We start from the raw sequence: 15078 nt of genomic DNA on the forward strand, positions 1-15078 counted from the left end.
GGTCCCGCGGAGAGACAGGGGTTCTCTCGGAGCCGTCCACGTGTGGGGAAACCCGGACACGCATCTGTCCGAGCATCGCGAGGTCCGTTCCTGTAGGTTGGTTCACGAGTGGACCAACCGCTGTGTATCAGCCCGAGCGAAAGCGAGGACCGATCCGGCGGCCACGCCGGCCATGGGCCAGTCACGGCGCTAGCCGTTAGGTCTGTCCCATGGAAAACCCAGGGGGAGGGACCCACGAACATGGCAGCACCACGGAAGTCCGCACAGCAGTTGGCCGCACGTGAGAAGGCACGGGCGAAAGCCCAGGAGCTCACTGCCCGCCACGAAAAACTCATCGACCTCGCTGCTGAATTCTTCGAGCAGCAGGAACAGGCCGACCAGGTCCGCGCCGATGCCCAGGCGAAGGCGGACGCGATCATTGCCAAAGCAGAAGAAGATGCCGCAGCGGCCACGCGCAGCGCCGCCGGCACGGTGGCCGCGATGGTCGCCGCAGGCGAACCGAAGTCAGCCGTTGCCTCACGCCTGGGCGTCTCCGGCGCCGAACTGAAGAAACTGCTCGACCTCGACGCGGCCGAGCAAAGCGAGGCCACCCCCGCTGATGCCGCGGCTGCCCAGGACGAGGAAACGCCCTCGACGGCTCAGGCGGCCTAAGCACCACCGCACGCAATGATGGTCCCCGGCAGTTCATGCTGCCGGGGACCATCTGCGTCTTGGGGTGCCGCGTCCTAGAAGAGTGTAGGGGCGTCCGGGTCCGCCCCGGTGAGCAGTGCCCGGATCCGTTCCTCACGGTCCCAGCCGTGGGCTCGGACTTCATCGCGCAGCAGGCGGGACCGGTCAGCGAAGAGAGCGCGGGAGAGCCCGCGCCAGCGGAACATCGTTCCGTTGGAGTCCCGGCCCTTGGCCAGACGGTCGGCCATGTTCTGCCGGTTCGTTCCGGGAACCAGATGTGTGTCCGCGCCGGTCGTGGCCCGGACGCAGATCGGCACATCGCACGAATGCATCAGATCCCCGAAGGAATCCAGCGGCAGCCCGTGCACCAGATGGAACGCGAAGCGATGCGGGCGTACCGCCCGGGTGCGTCCATCAGCGTTCAAGGTAAAGCGGCCATACCCATCGTCAGAGACGGCCGCTGTGTAGAGCCAGCAATCACCCGGGCGCGGGCCCTTACTGACCTTGGCCCAGAACCGTTCTGCCGGGGCGGGACTCATCGGGCACTCACCAGCTGCGCCAGCGCAGCTCGAGCTTGTTGGCTGCCAAAAAGAAGCCGGCCATGAAAAGGAATCCGGGAATGGCTTGGGTGAAGCCCTGGCCGATCCAGAATCCAAGCGCGGACAGCAGGGCGATCACGCCGGCTGCTTTGCACAGGAAGATCAGGATGCCTTGGCCGGCCTGGACCGGGTGGGTGAGCGCGTAGATGATCCAGCCCGCCAGGGCCACAGCTACGAACGCTGCGAGGAAGAAGATGATGAACATGTCCGCTCCTAACGGGTCGTGTGGGCTCTAGCGGGGGCAGGCCCAGCGGGCCGTCCCCGCGGCTCGCGCCGTTTGGGCGGCAGCTTCGAACGGTTCTTTGTAGGCGTAGTCCTTGCCGTAGCCTGTCGCTTCGGCGTGGCCGAGCTCGATCATGGTCCGGTTCACCAGGGAACCGTCCATCGCCCAGACGTAGGCCAGCAGCCGGCCGTACCGGTCCCGCTCGCCCTGGGCCGGATCCGTGGAGAGAAACACTTCGCCGGCATCAAGGATGGCGTGCAGGGATGCGGACGCCTCGGGGCCGCCGCACTCCACCGGCGCGTCTTCCTTCACTGTCTCGGGGGTGTTGATCCCTACGAGCCGGACGCGGGTTGATTCGCCGTTGCATTCGATCCGGATCGTGTCCCCGTCCACGACCGATTCCACGCGGTAAGGACCGGCCGTGGCGGCCTCGATGGTTGAGGGTTTTGGACTCGTTCCCGTCGGTGCGCACGCCACCGGCCCGAGCGTTTGGGCCGGCACTGTCAGTACCTCGTTGTTGTACGGAGTGCAGCCGGTCAGCAGCGCGGCCGTGCAGGCAGCAGCAATGCCTGCCTGGGCAGGGCGTCGCGCGTGGTTTCTCATGGCCGGTCCTCACTGGCCGCGGTTTCGGCGCGGGTCCGTCGGCCAGGGCGGACCGTTCCCGGCGGGACGGGGTCCCAGGGCTTGCCGGCGTTGTGTTTGCGCTGGAGACGTTTGATTTCCCGCATGGTCGCGGCCACCACCAGATCCGACAGGGACGCGTACCCCTCGACAGGACCGGCCGCCCGCAGGGCTGCCCTGACCTGGTCCGCTTGTTCGGCAGTGAAGTACGGAGTGATGTGCGAAGTTGGCTTCGTCGCCATGATTAGTCCTTGGACGCGGTTTCCGGCCACGGGTATTTTGCCCAGGCGCGGAGGTCATCGGTGTGCGTCATGATTTGCGTCCCTTGATCTTCTTTGTCTGCCACAGATTGTCCAGTGCGAGTCGCTGAACTTCTTCCTCAGATAGATGTCCGCTACCTGATGCCTTCAGCCTTTGGACCTCATTGGAAAACTCACGCTTTTCCTTCGTCCTGGTGTACAAGACAACCAGCCCCAAGATCAGCAACACAGCAACCCCGATGGCAAGGGCGATCGGGAATGCTGCCAATAGGCGATCCGTCATTCCGGCGGGGTCGGGAGTCCCGGAGCCCTGCTGCAAGTGCTGGGCAAGATGATGAGTCATTGGTTGGTCCTTTTCGTCTGATTTGAGGCCTGGGGAGCTGTCGGGCCAGCGTATCTGCCGCCCCCGACACGGGGAGTTGTTTAGAACGGGGGTTCCGGGTCAGGGCCGTCACTTCGGGCGCCGGCGGCGCTGTTGTTCTGCGGGGTGGCCCATGGGTCATCCTGCGGTGCTGCATTGCCTGCAGGGTTGCCGTTGCCTTGGTAGCCGTTGCCGCCGCCCTGGGTACTGCTGCGCTGGGTGCGGTTGACCTTGGCTGTCTCGAATCCCGTGGGTTCTTGTCGCGACGGGTAATCCCCTGTTCCGCGCGGATATTCGCCGAAACCGCTCATTTTGCCTCCGATGTTGATTCTGAAATATTTTCATGATTCCTGAAGCTTCCGTGATATTCATGATCGGTGCGGAAAATTGCTGAACCGAGGGATGCGTGATGGTGCTTGCTGCCGTTCGTTCCATCGGGTTCAGTCATGCTTTGCGTTCCGTGCAGGACGAAGAGGACTTTGAACAAGAACTCGTCGATCAGTTCCTGCTTGCGCAGATCGGTTCGGGTGTCACTGACCAGTTCGTCAGCACGGAGCGTTCGGTGATCTTTGAGTTCGCGCGTTTCCTTGGCCAGTATCTGTGGACGGCCTCGCCCTCGGACGCTGACCGGTTTCTTGCCCATCTGCGTAACGAACGCCGGCAGGCGCGGTCCACGAGAGAGAGCAAGGCCGGCACCCTGGCCAGGTTCTTCGACTTCCTGATCGCCAGATACCAGGGCGACATCCATGCGCTCACCGGTTATGTGGTCCTGCAGCCGATCGACGAGTTCAACCGGCCCTCCAGTTCGACGTTCGTCGCCGCCCGGATCCCGCCCAGCGACATGGAAATTGAGACACTGTTCACCAAGTGGCGTGATGCTCTGCCCGAGGCCAGGAAATATCTGCCCGCCGCCCGCGATTACCTGGCGGCTTCGTTGTGGCGACGTGCCGGCCTGCGAATCAACGAGACCCTGATGCTCGACATTAAGGACTGGCGCCCCGACCTTGGGGAGCACGGCAAGATCCATGTGCGGTTCGGCAAGGGCAGCCGCGGCCGCGGCGCCAAACCCCGGCTGGTTCCGGCAATCAACTCCGTTGATTCGCTGCTGCAGTGGTGGCTGACGGACGTGCGCCATCAGTTTGGTGATGACTATCTGGATCCGGACGCGCCCCTGTTCCCGAGCGAGCGGCGCGACCAACATACCGGTGGCTGCGCCCGGGTCGGTGATGACGCACTCAGGGCCGGGCTGGCAGGAGCGGTCGATCGCTGGCTGCCGGCCTGGCGGGGACGGCTCAGCCCGCACGGACTGCGGCACTACTGTGCCTCGTCGCTCTATGCTCGGGGCCTGGACTTGAAGGCCGTCCAGGAGCTGCTCGGACACGAATGGCTCTCGACCACCACCCGTTATATCCACGTCCATTCGGACCACATCGACCATGCCTGGGCGGTCGCAAACGAACGCCTGGCTGCCCGGCTGACAGGAGAGTGACAAGATGCGTTGGAACCTACGAATGGTCGCGGCGGAGCGCGGAATCTGGAAATCGACCGAGCTGCGTCGTCGGCTTGCCGACGCAGGACTGGAGATCAGCACCGGCAAGATGTCCGGGCTCTGGACCGGAACACCGACCACCATCCGCCTCGAAGACCTCGACGTCATCTGCGCCGTGCTGAACTGCTCCCCCACGGAACTGCTGATCTGCGAGCCAGAGAAGGTAGCCGATGCCCGGCCGAAACTGGCCGAGGCATCATCAGGTGGAACGGTCCCGACCGTGGTTCCCCGGCTCGGTCGCAACCGTTCCAAGCCGCCCGTATGAGAGGGTCCAGCCGCCCCCGCAACTGCAGCGTCTGTGGCCTTCGGCCGGTCGCGTGGAGCTATCCGCGCCGGACAAAGTTCTGCTACAGCTGCATGCCCGGGGGCCCTTTCGTCCCGCACCCGTGTAAGCGGTGCGGACGAACCGAGGGGTACTACTCCGGCGGGCTGTGCGACCAATGCCACCGCAGCGCACCCCGGCCCGTGGAGTCGTGCAGGGACTGCCAGGCCTGGGGCGTGGGAAAACTTACCGCCTGGCTCTGCGAGGCGTGCAGGGCCTGGCGCACGAAATACCCTCAGGGAACCTGTAGGGCATGCGGTGTACGTGCTGCGGTCAATGACGATCAGGGCTGCAAGCTCTGCTGGCATCAGTTCCTTGCCGCTGGAGGCCGGAAAGGCGGGGCCGATCTGCTCGAGGCCAACCGCTTCGGCCAGCAACTCTTCATAGCCAACCTCCGCCATGCCAGCGCAGGACAACGACGCGGCACCCGACGGCACCGCACGGAACACCCGGCGGCGGATCCTCCCCTGGTGTTCACACCGGTGGCCCACCGTCAACTGGTGCTGTTCCCCGCGCTGGATCGCGATCTGCAGCGAGGACGGACTTACGGTTTCCCTGCCCCGGCCGACCCGGTAATGGGCGCCTTCCTGGACGCATTCGTCGTCGACTACGCGGAAAAGCACGGATGGAGCCTGACAGCGACCAAAATCGTCCGCCGCGGACTGAGCATCGCCCTTGGCCTGCAGGACACACCCGGGGCGCCTCTGCGCGCCACCGACATCCTTAGACTGCAGCCAGTCGGAACAAACACTTTGCGGTTGCTGGAGGTTAGCGCTGCGGCCGGGCTGCTCGAGGACGACCGTGAACCTGCCGTCGACAAGTGGTTCAGCACCGCCATCGCGGCACTTCCCGAACAAATGAGCCACGAGCTGGGCCGTTGGTACGTGGTCATGACCCGCGGCAGCATGACCCCACCGCGCAGTAAACCCCGGTCGGAGCAGACCATCCGCTTGTACCTGCGGTGGTCGCTCCCTGCCCTGAACGCCTGGGCGGCGGCCGGACACACCACCCTCCGCGAAATCACCACAGACGACGTCAGGGAAGTTCTGCCCGGCTCCGGCAATCCGCGCGCCACGATGGGACAAGGACTGCGATGCTTGTTCCGGGTCCTCAAGGCCCACCGAGTCATCTTCTTCAACCCCATCGGGTCGATACGCACCGGCACCCACGAGACCCGCCAACCCATGCCATTGCCCGCGTCCGCGCTGCGCGAGGCCATCAACTCCACAGACCCAGCCCGCGCCGCAGTCACAGCGATCGTTGCCTTCCACGGGCTCCGGTCCGGACAAGTGCGCAAGCTCCAACTGACCGACATCCACGACGGCCGACTGCACGTTGACCAACGGGTCATCCCTCTCGCCCAACCCGTCAGGGACAGACTGGCCGCATGGCTGGCCTACCGCGAAAAGCGATGGCCCAAGACGACCAACCCGCACCTGTTCATCAGCCGGCGCACAGCCCTGGACAACTCCCCCGTTGGCATCGCATGGGTTAATACGTCCATGGGCATGACCGTCCAGGAAGTCCGCGAGGACCGGATCCTCAACGAACTGCACACCAACGGAGGTGACATCCGACGGCTCTGCGACATGTTCGGCCTCAGCATCCCCGGCGCCGCCCGATACTCCGCCGTCCTGACCCACCCGGACCTCGTCGACGCCTAACCAAAGTCCTGCGCTTCGGCGAAGAACAACGAACCGGCCGAAGGCCCGCGCAGCACCAGCCTCCACAAACGGACACCAACCGTCTGTGGAGAACTGGACTGCCGCAAACCCAAGCATCACCAGCCCCTAAACCCGAGCCTCGTCGCTTGAGTTCCCAGCCGGGACACCTTCAGATTTCTTGAACCCACGGGAAACGTTCGCGTAGCGGAGGGAGGGGCCGATCTCGTCGACCTCGAGCTCGATCACGGTCCGCTTCTCCCCCTCTTTCGTCTCGTAAGACCGGGATTTCAGCCGGCCGGAGACGATGACACGCATGCCCTTGGTCAGGGACTCGGCCACATTCTCGGCCATCTCCCTCCACGCCGACGCGCGTATGAAGAGAGTGTCCCCGTCCTTCCACTCCTTGGACGCCGAATCGAACGTCCGGGGCGTTGAAGCGATGGTGAAGTTCGCGACCGGAGTGCCTTCGGTTTTCCCGAACTCACGGGAAACTGGAGTGAACCGCAGTTCGGGGTCGCTGGTGAGGTTGCCGATGACGGTGATCGTGGTTTCTCCGGCCATGATGGTGGGTGCCTTTCGAGAGGTGTTCCGGATGTCGTGGTGGTCCTCAGACCCCGACCATTCCGGGTACGGGAGTGGCTCGTAGTGGTCCACGAGGGGGACGTTGATGGTGCCCTCCGGATTAGCGTCCAGGCCGAACCATTCAGCGTCAGTGATCCGTCGGTGGCTAAGCGGGAACCGCTCCCCCTGCTGCGTGTCAGTCATAGAGCTCACGCCGCCTGGCGGTTCATGGATGCTTGGACCAGCTTGTCCCGGCGGAGCCCTGACCAGTGATCCTGGTCATCGGCATTGTTTTGCACGACGGGCGCCTGGGCGTAGCCAAGTTCTTCGGTGATGTATTCGAGGGCGGCGGGGTTCTCGGTGATATCCACGGCCGTGTAGGTGATGCCTTTGGACTGGAAGTAGGCCTTCGTCTTGTCACAGTTAGGGCATTCCGGCTTGGTGTAGACCGTGTAATCGGTGGGTGAGGAAGTCATTTTCAGTACCTGGTTTCGTATGAGTAAAAGTTTCGTTCGACTGCTTGACTTGCTACCTCTATTCTAGCAATTATTCAACTGAATAAATAGGGTTTTGGCCCGCAATCTAGAGGTTTTTAGCTCTATTTTAGGTGAGCCATGGCAGTGGTGATGCCGTCAGCTTCCGGCGTGTAGTGTCATTTTCAGAAGCTGACTGCACGTATGTCAGAAGTCTTCTGCACTGCGGCCGCTACTTGTCCGGAGGGGATACTTTACCGCGTTATCTTTGAACCTCTGTCGATTCGCCCGAAAGGCTCCACAATGACCTACTGGCAGACCATGCCGTCCACGTACAGCGACCGCCTCGAGGAGTTGGCGCAGACGCTATCGGCTTGCCGCGAGGCCTTCCACGAGACCGCCGACGATTTTCACTGGGAACCGGCAGCAGGATCGGGCGCTGCTCAAGCGGCCACAATCCTGCCATCGCCCGATCCGGTAATCGACAAGCCGATTGGCGAAACCGGCCACCGCCTCATCACAGAGGCGATCCAGATTTTTCTCTTCAACGCCGCGGCGCATTTGGGTAGTTGGGCTGCTCTACTGAGGGCTGCAGAGGTGGTTGCCACTCCGCCATTGCTTCTGCGCGCCGTAATCGAGAATTGCGCACACGCGGTGTGGGTGACGGGCGACGACCCCACGGAGGCTCCGGAAGACCGTCTTGCTCGCGCCTACCTAGAGGAGTTGAAGAGCGCCGAGGAAGCCAAGAAGAACGCCGGTCGTCTTCGCGGCAAGAGCGACCCCACTCATACGCGCACGGCGGACGCCTACAAGAAGGTCAAGGCGGACATTGCCGCCCGCTTCCCCGACTCGACTCCCGAGGAGCTGGGCAAGTACAGGCTTCACGGTCAACAGCTGCCGGGCCTTGAAGACTCTGTCAGGTGGATGTACGACCTCACCGCCCGCTTCGGTGGCACTATCGATGCGACTGTGGCCTCGGGCTTATACGGGCTGCTCTCGAACCTCACTCACCCGACCCTCTACACGGTGAGAGAGATGCGTGTCTGGACTAAGGACGAGAAGACAGGCCGCGGCGTTGCGAACGTTCGCGTCACTATCGAGTCGGTTGAGAAGGACGTTCGTGCAGCGCTAGCGGCCTTCTACAACGCTATGACCTACGTGACCAGTTACTACGGTTGGACCGAGACGGCACTGAGGACTCTTGAGAGCAAGATCGAAGCGGTGATCCCAGACTTCTTCAATGCCGCCCTCGAAGTCGAGTGACAAGGTCCCGCAATCGCGGCGGACGAGTGCCGCCGACGTGCCTTTTGCGCTTCCGTGCAGGGGGACTCTCGAGCAAGATTACGCGACGCGTTGTGCATGGGACTTCGGACACCCCGATGTCCATACTCGACCGCACAAGTCCCCGTACTTTCAGGGCACCGTGTGCAGACGACTTCGGAAAATGACATGTAGCCGCCCCCGTTCCTGGTCCTCGGAATAGAGCCGCCCTGGTAGCCGGCCCTCCACGATCCGCAGCAGCCGGCACCTGGTGGCCACGGACGTTCACTGTGTCGTCCACGGCATCTTTGGGTTTGAGTAGCTGGCGGGGTGTGATCAGCCGGTCAGGCTGGTCACCGTCGTCCAGGTGTGTGCGGGAAAGCCCGGACGTTGAGCTTTTGCCGTGCCCAGGTGGGCGAGGGGTCTTCATGGGTGGGGACACCGTTTCCTGGTAACTGCTGCGCTGTCCCCACGGAACGGCTAGTGGTGGCCGCGTTGGAACGGCGGTCCGTCGTTGGTGACCACGCTGGGTGCTGCCACCTGGGGAGGCGGACCGCCCGCGATTCTCACGGTTCCGATGCCCTGTTTCCCTGCCCGTGCGGGCTTTGACGTTTTTCCCGTTTTGGCCGGTAGACTGTGGGGAGAAGAAACCCCGGAACCTAGATACTTCGAACATCTAGGGTCCGGGGTTTTTCTATGCCCGGTGGTGGTTACTTGTCGCTGTCGATGATGATCTGTTCAGTCTCCGATGCGGTGTATCCCCATGTGACGAGCTGGTTCAGGTAGTCGCGGTGGGACTGGTGCGGTGCCCGCCATGAATCTTTGGCGATGGTCTTTTCATACCCGGCGCAGATCAGGGCGATCAAGGCGAACTCGGGTCGGGTCGTGGTCTTGGCCACGTGATTCCTCAGCGGGTTCCACGCCCACGTTTTCTCCCCTTCGATCTTTGCCCCTGCCATGTGCGCGGCCACTTCGCCGTCGTAGCCGCTGGCGACTTCTGAGTGGTGGGTGATGGCGTGGACGGTGAAGTACTGCCAGCCCTTGGGAGCCTGCTTCTTTGCCAGCAACGCGGTGACCCATTCCCGGCGTACGGTCGTCGCCGAAATCATCAGTTTGTTGTTCTCGATCAGGGTCCGGCGTTCGGCTTTCTGCTCATCGGTCATCGGTCCTTTCTGGGCGGAACTGCCGCCGTCGTAGCGCTCGTGCTTGGGTGTGAAGCCCAGCGCTTCCCATCCGGTGATGACCGGTTTGGCGGAGTGTTCTCCCTGCCAGTTGCTGGTGATGATGTAGGCGTTCGCGTCGTCCTCGGTTGCGTCCTCCCCGTCGGAGCGGCGGGCGGCGGAGACGTACAGGTTTTCCTCCCCTGCGTAGTGCCCTGCGTCCTCTACAATCATCTTTCCTGCCGTTTCGAGTTCGGCAATCAGCGCCGCGAGGGCGGCTGCTCGGTCCCTGCGGTCCCGCAACTGCTGGGCCACGTGATGCAACTGGTCCGGCTCGTCGGCCAGTACGGATTCGATTTCCTCCGTAGCGTCCTGGTTCCCTTCAAATTCGGCCAGTATCAGCGCTTCCTCGATCGTGCATCCATTCCCAAGTGCGGCGTCCCCGGCGGTGCTGGACTTCGCTTTCAGCGCGTCCTCGACGGTGATTTTGGTCCGCCCGGTTTTCTTGGCGATCTGCGCCGCTGAGACACCGATCAGGGACAGCTGGTGGTAGGCGTCGGCTTCGTCCGCTTGGGTGAGTTCGGCGCGCTGGATGTTCTCCACCACCTGCGTCACGATCCGTTCGGCTTCTTCGGGGCTGTCCATGACCATGACCGGGATCAGGGGACGGGCCGCTTCGACGGCGGCGCGGGTGCGGCGTTGTCCCATCAGAACGTGCACCGTCCCATTCTCCTGACGGTGGGCGATCACGGGTTCAAGCACGCCATGTTCTTTGATGCTGGCCACGAACGAAGGCGTCAGTGCCGCGTCTTTGCGGACGTTCACGTCCACGGTCAGCGTGGCCGGGTCCAGCCATTCCAGCGTCGGGGCCGTAGCGATGGGGTTTTCTGCGATTGCAGTCATGAGGTGGTTCTCCTTGTTTCATCGACTCGAGGTGAGGGGGCTGTGGAACTGTGCCAGCTGCCCCTCTCCCCCCGTTGTTTTTTGGTTGCTGGCAAGCTCGCTTGCTCGGCGGCCGACGGAGCCCTGTCTACCGCAGGCAAGGTGCGGGAAATTCCCGGAGGAAATCAGCGACGCAGGAGCGCCGCAGGGAAATTCCGGCGCCGCAGGCCCCGACGAAGGAGGGGCTAGACGGGGTGGAGCGGACGCCTAGAATCCGAAGGACAGCAACCAAAAAACGTCGAAGACGTAGACAAAGGTGATGACGGGCAGGAGCTCTGCGACGGACCGGCAGCACCCAACAGCCGGCCGCGCAGCGGACGCCCATCAACTGGTTGCACCGCAACCAGGGCGAGTCCAACGAGCCTGCCCGAACACCAAATAGAATCCCGTACTTTAGTCGCTCTAGCTCCCCCCGGGAGTGAGTACTTTAGTCGCGCCAGCTCCCCCCGGGAGTGAGTACTTTAGTCGCGCTAGCTCCCCCCGGGAGTGAGTACTTTAGTCGCGCCAGGGGCTTGTTAACGGGCGGGAGGGCCGGCACCTTGCAGGCGCCAGCCCTCCCTGTTTTCCCTCAGCAAAAGGAAATCTATAGGTGCAGCAACATCGCTGCAGGAGTCTTAGTACTGCTGGCCCTGGTTGTCCCAGGTGAAGTCCGCGGGGGACTTCGTTTCGTCGTTACCCAGGATGGCGAGCTCGATGGCCTCTTCGGCCGCGGTGATGCCTTCAGGGGCTTTGTCCTGATCGGTGAGGATGAATCCGTGGCTCATGGTTGGTTCCTGCCTGGTCGTCGTGTTTCCACTCTAACCCGGCGGGTATTTCCGTGCTTTCACGGTGGTGCTGCGCCCGCGCAAGCGTGACCGGCGGCCGGCGGAGCTTGCGGGGGAGGCCGCCGCGCCCCACCTGAGGGGACCGGACCATGCTGGCCCGGCCCCCTTGGGGTGTTTAGCGTTCCCGCTTGTAGGCGGTCGCGGGGTTCTTGGCGGTGTCCGCGATCGGGCGCAGCACCATCATCTGCTCCAGCAGTTCCGCGAGGCGGTAGCCGGGGACGTCGGCTTGGGCGAGTGTGAAGTGCTCCCCGGCCGAAGATGCCCGGCCTTTGAGGTAGTCCGTCCATCCGATCACGGTCAGCAGCGGGGCACGGTAGCCCGCCGGTGCTGCGGTGATCAGTTCGCGGGCCACGGCTTGGGCCTTGTCCACGCGGGTCCAGTCCGGCGCGATCCTGCTGCCCAACAGCAGCGCCCCGCTGTCTTCTGCATCCGGCAGGTCCGGGTCGATGATGTTCACCAGCAGGGCGTCCCGCACGGCCGGGGCTTGGAATGCGGCCACCAACTCCACCGCTTTGACCCCGGTCAGCGGTTCGCTGGCTTCCAGCGCTGCGGCCCACTGGGCGCGTGGTGCGCTCAGGTCCTCGGCCGACAGGTGCCCATACATGGACTGGATCCACTCGGTGGCCTCTGCCGGTCCGGCATAGGGCGCGTAGGTCGTGCCGGGTCCGTCGTTGTAAGCGCTGCCGCGGAACACCATTTCGGCGTTCAGGGCGCTGTCGGTGATCGCGTCCAGCGGCTGGGGTTCGCAGCATCCGGCCTCGCTGTCACACAGCAGGTCCTGCCAGTGGGTGGAGGTCACCAGCCACCCGTCTTTGAGCGGGGTCCCTGCGGCGTCGAGTACTTCAATGAGTGCCTCGATGTACTCGTGGAACGGGCGCGGGGCGTCCTCTGCGGTCAGGTCCGTGTAAACGGCCAGCAGGACGGACGTGGCGGCTTTGTCCGCTTCGAGAAAGCCGCCGATGGTGTGGGCGAACATGCCCGGCGTTGCAGCCGTGGGAGCGTCCACCCGGAGTGTGGCGCCCAGTCGGGTGCCCTGCACGGTCAGGAACACGAACGACTCGCGGGGCACGTTGCCCAGCGTGTGCGGGATGTAGCTGAGGATATCGGCGGGGCCGGTGGCGCGTACTGATTCAGTCATGGTGTTTGTCCTTTGCTGAGGATTGGGATGGTGAGGGGACCTCGTAACCGGGCCAGCTGCCCCTCTCCCCCCGTTGTTTTTTGGTTGCTGGCAAGCTCGCTTGCTCGGCGGCCGACGGAGCCCTGTCTACCGCAGGCAAGGTGCGGGAAATTCCCGGAGGAAATCAGCGACGCAGGAGCGCCGGAGGGAAATTCACTCGCCGCAGGCCCCGGAGGAACGGAGGGGCTAGACGGGGTGGAGCGGACGCCTAGAATCCGAAGGACAGCAACCAAAAAACGTCGAAGACGTAGACAAAGGTGATGACGGGCAGGAGCTCTGCGACAGACCGGCAGCACCCAACAGCCGGCCGCGCAGCGGACGCCCATTGTGGTGAGCCCTGGCGAGCCGGCCCTGTACCTTCACCATAGAAAGCACGGCGCGGATCCCGGCGCCGGCGGCCGCCGTCGGCACTGAACCACGTTCATGGCCTTGGCGCTAACGGCGGTCCGCCGCCCCCAACCAGGCACCCGGGCCGGCCACGACGGCGGACCGCCAGCGGTGACCGGACCATCTGGCCCGGCCACCGCGTTTCTTATTCTTGGCGGTCGTGCAGCGGCAAGGCTCCATAGTGGCCTGCGGCTGCCCGGAAACGTGAGTCACTGCTAAAAATGAACGTCCCGCCGAACATGTACCACGGGGCCGGTTCCCCCTCGGCCGTGACGGGTACGGCGTGGATGGTGATGCCGCCGTCAAACGATTCGCCTGTGACGATCCGGACGGCGGGCCGTTCCTTGGACGCGGGGAATATCGGGTCAATGCCGGGACCGATAACGGTCACTTCCGTGACCTGGGCGGAGATTCCCCGGTTGGAGAAGTCGATGCCCAAGCTGTCGCGGTAGATCAGGGCGGTGATGCCTTTGGGGGTGGTGTCGTTGCTCATGGAGCTCCTTGGAAGTGGTGGGGTGCTGCGCCCCGTGGGTGACGGGGCGCAGCCGCTCAGGGATTGTTAGGCGAAGGCCGGGGCATAGGGGATGCGGTAGCGGCTCGGCAGCTCGGCCGCAGCCAGTGGCAGGTCTGCCGGTCCGGTGGCCTGTCCGCATTTCCACGACTCGAACGCCTCTTCGGTGATCGCGTCCCACTGCCGGGCCTGGGTCCGGTAATAGGTGGTCTTCACGTCGCCCTCGCAGTACGTGGCCACGCCGAACAGTTCCCCGGTGTTGTCCGTGGCGCGGGTCGCGGCGACGATGACGTAGGGCCATTGGCCCACGTCCCAGCCGTCGCAACCCCAGACGTTCACCGCTGCCCAGCCGTGCTGGCCGATCAGGTCCATCCAGTCCCAGCCGTCGTTCATGTGGTAATCGCCCAGAACGACGGCGGCGGGGATGGTCTCGGCGGTGTCCGCCGTGGTGACGGCCTGTGTGGAAACTGTGCTCATGGTGTTTGTCCTTTGCTGAGGATTCGGTGGGTGAGGGGGCTGTGGAACTGTGCCAGCTACTGCCCTTCTCCCCCGTTGTTTTTTGGTTGCTGGCAAGCTCGCTTGCTCGGCGGCCGACGGAGCCCTGTCTACCCGCAGGGCAAGGTGTGGGAATTTCCCGGAGGAAATCAGCGACGAAGGAGCGCCGTAGGGAAATTCCTGCGCCGCAGGCCCCGGAGGAACGGAGGGGCTAGACGGGGTGGAGCGGACGCCTAGAATCCGAAGGACAGCAACCAAAAGACGTCGTAGACAAACAGGGCCAGGGGCCCGGAGCTCTGCGACGGCGCGCCCTGGACCCAACAGCCGGCCGCGAAGCGGACGCCCATTCACTGGTTGAAGCGCAGCCGAAACCAGGGCGAGCACTGCGAGCCTGCATTGCCCTGGGACTTGTCAGACTGGGTTGGTACGGTGGGATGGTCCCGCCTGGTTCCCCCAATCCCAGGCGGGACATTCTTTGTCAGAAGGAGAGATGGACTGTGGGACTGCGAAGCTTCTTCACCCGGCGCCGGGCACCGGCCGCAGCGGAGCCCTCCGCCGTCGTGGTGGCCCCGGCACCCGAGCCGCTGTCGCCCGCGCAGCTGGCAGACCTGGAAGCGGCGTGGGCAGAACTGCAGCAGGCGGCCAAGGAAGCAGGCGTGCCGTCATTCCGTGCCTGCACAAGGGACGGCAGCCGCTGGCAGGACGACCCGCCGTCCGTACGGGCCTTGGCGGAGACCATAAGGCACACCCAGAAGTACACCGCCGAGGGCATCCAGGACGGCCCGCAGCGCTAGAAACGGCCAGTCCTTTAGGCTGAGCCCATGAGCGAGTCCATCCCGCCGGCTCTGCAACCACCGGTTGCTGTTGCCCTGGCGAAACTCGTCAAGACATTCCCGGGACCCGATGCGCTGCCAGGCGTGATGTATTCAGAACCCAAATGGGACGGGTACCGGACGATCGCCCTCATAAATTTTGACGGAGTGACGCTCTGGTCCCGGCAGGGCAAAGAGCTCACACGCG

18 protein-coding genes and 1 pseudogene are annotated in these 15078 nt (G+C 63.9%); 6 read left to right on the plus strand and 13 right to left on the minus strand.

The window, feature by feature from the left end; translation table 11 throughout:
• The first annotated feature begins 240 nt into the window (after positions 1 to 240).
• Positions 241 to 651, plus strand: coding sequence for a hypothetical protein (locus tag MUN23_RS23350; RefSeq protein WP_248761460.1), 411 nt, complete (start codon positions 241 to 243; stop codon positions 649 to 651).
• 74 nt (positions 652 to 725) lie between these two features.
• Here MUN23_RS23350 and MUN23_RS23355 read toward each other — a convergent pair whose 3' ends face one another.
• The 6 genes from MUN23_RS23355 to MUN23_RS23380 all read right to left on the minus strand — a co-directional run bounded on the left by MUN23_RS23355 (position 726) and on the right by MUN23_RS23380 (position 3044).
• Entirely contained in the window at positions 726 to 1208 is a 483-nt protein-coding gene (locus MUN23_RS23355; RefSeq protein WP_248761462.1) for a hypothetical protein, read from the minus strand.
• Positions 1209 to 1215: 7 nt separating this feature from the next.
• Positions 1216 to 1473 carry a chemotaxis protein gene (locus MUN23_RS23360; RefSeq protein ID WP_248761464.1) on the minus strand — a complete coding sequence of 86 codons (258 nt, stop codon included), beginning with the start codon at positions 1471 to 1473 and terminating at the stop codon, positions 1216 to 1218.
• Between the two features lie 27 nt (positions 1474 to 1500).
• Positions 1501 to 2094, minus strand: coding sequence for a thermonuclease family protein (locus tag MUN23_RS23365; protein ID WP_248761465.1), 594 nt, complete (start codon positions 2092 to 2094; stop codon positions 1501 to 1503).
• Positions 2091 to 2354 carry a hypothetical protein gene (locus MUN23_RS23370; protein ID WP_248761467.1) on the minus strand — a complete coding sequence of 88 codons (264 nt, stop codon included), beginning with the start codon at positions 2352 to 2354 and terminating at the stop codon, positions 2091 to 2093. The genes MUN23_RS23365 and MUN23_RS23370 overlap by 4 nt, the downstream gene beginning before the upstream one ends.
• A gap of 67 nt (positions 2355 to 2421) precedes the next feature.
• A complete protein-coding gene (locus tag MUN23_RS23375; RefSeq protein WP_248761469.1) occupies positions 2422 to 2715 on the minus strand; it encodes a hypothetical protein in 294 nt (97 codons plus the stop codon).
• A gap of 80 nt (positions 2716 to 2795) precedes the next feature.
• A complete protein-coding gene (locus tag MUN23_RS23380; RefSeq protein ID WP_248761471.1) occupies positions 2796 to 3044 on the minus strand; it encodes a hypothetical protein in 249 nt (82 codons plus the stop codon).
• Positions 3045 to 3142: 98 nt separating this feature from the next.
• On the opposite strand from MUN23_RS23380, the gene MUN23_RS23385 reads away from it, so the two are divergent.
• From MUN23_RS23385 to MUN23_RS23395, 3 genes are all read left to right on the plus strand, one after another.
• On the plus strand, positions 3143 to 4222 hold the full coding sequence (locus MUN23_RS23385) for a tyrosine-type recombinase/integrase (protein WP_248761472.1): 1080 nt from the start codon (positions 3143 to 3145) through the stop codon (positions 4220 to 4222).
• A 4-nt stretch (positions 4223 to 4226) separates the two neighbouring features.
• Positions 4227 to 4547, plus strand: a complete 321-nt coding sequence (locus tag MUN23_RS23390) for a helix-turn-helix transcriptional regulator (RefSeq protein WP_248761473.1) — start codon at positions 4227 to 4229, stop codon at positions 4545 to 4547.
• A 233-nt stretch (positions 4548 to 4780) separates the two neighbouring features.
• Complete coding sequence (locus MUN23_RS23395; RefSeq protein ID WP_248761474.1) at positions 4781 to 6268, plus strand: hypothetical protein; 1488 nt, start codon at positions 4781 to 4783, stop codon at positions 6266 to 6268.
• A gap of 153 nt (positions 6269 to 6421) precedes the next feature.
• On the opposite strand, the pseudogene MUN23_RS23735 reads toward MUN23_RS23395, so the two are convergent.
• A pseudogene (locus MUN23_RS23735) lies at positions 6422 to 6829 on the minus strand (single-stranded DNA-binding protein); the annotation flags it as partial.
• A 209-nt stretch (positions 6830 to 7038) separates the two neighbouring features.
• Entirely contained in the window at positions 7039 to 7305 is a 267-nt protein-coding gene (locus MUN23_RS23405; protein WP_248761476.1) for a glutaredoxin family protein, read from the minus strand.
• A gap of 300 nt (positions 7306 to 7605) precedes the next feature.
• Between MUN23_RS23405 and MUN23_RS23410 the strand changes: the two genes are divergently transcribed.
• Positions 7606 to 8565, plus strand: coding sequence for a hypothetical protein (locus MUN23_RS23410; RefSeq protein WP_248761477.1), 960 nt, complete (start codon positions 7606 to 7608; stop codon positions 8563 to 8565).
• A gap of 707 nt (positions 8566 to 9272) precedes the next feature.
• On the opposite strand, the gene MUN23_RS23415 is transcribed toward MUN23_RS23410, so the two are convergent.
• The 5 genes from MUN23_RS23415 to MUN23_RS23435 form a co-directional block, all read right to left on the minus strand.
• A complete protein-coding gene (locus MUN23_RS23415; protein WP_248764185.1) occupies positions 9273 to 10601 on the minus strand; it encodes a ParB/RepB/Spo0J family partition protein in 1329 nt (442 codons plus the stop codon).
• Between the two features lie 677 nt (positions 10602 to 11278).
• Positions 11279 to 11428 (minus strand): hypothetical protein, encoded by a 150-nt coding sequence (locus MUN23_RS23420; RefSeq protein ID WP_156380210.1) that lies wholly within the window; start codon positions 11426 to 11428, stop codon positions 11279 to 11281.
• A gap of 175 nt (positions 11429 to 11603) precedes the next feature.
• Positions 11604 to 12626 (minus strand): DUF4192 domain-containing protein, encoded by a 1023-nt coding sequence (locus MUN23_RS23425; RefSeq protein ID WP_248761479.1) that lies wholly within the window; start codon positions 12624 to 12626, stop codon positions 11604 to 11606.
• Positions 12627 to 13197: 571 nt separating this feature from the next.
• Complete coding sequence (locus MUN23_RS23430; protein ID WP_248761481.1) at positions 13198 to 13545, minus strand: hypothetical protein; 348 nt, start codon at positions 13543 to 13545, stop codon at positions 13198 to 13200.
• A 66-nt stretch (positions 13546 to 13611) separates the two neighbouring features.
• A complete protein-coding gene (locus MUN23_RS23435) occupies positions 13612 to 14040 on the minus strand; it encodes a hypothetical protein (protein WP_248761483.1) in 429 nt (142 codons plus the stop codon).
• Between the two features lie 515 nt (positions 14041 to 14555).
• Here MUN23_RS23435 and MUN23_RS23440 point away from each other — a divergent pair.
• Positions 14556 to 14852, plus strand: a complete 297-nt coding sequence (locus MUN23_RS23440; protein WP_248761484.1) for a hypothetical protein — start codon at positions 14556 to 14558, stop codon at positions 14850 to 14852.
• The last annotated feature ends 226 nt before the right edge of the window (positions 14853 to 15078 follow it).

The organism is Pseudarthrobacter sp. SSS035 (assembly GCF_023273875.1).
Lineage (GTDB): Bacteria > Actinomycetota > Actinomycetes > Actinomycetales > Micrococcaceae > Arthrobacter.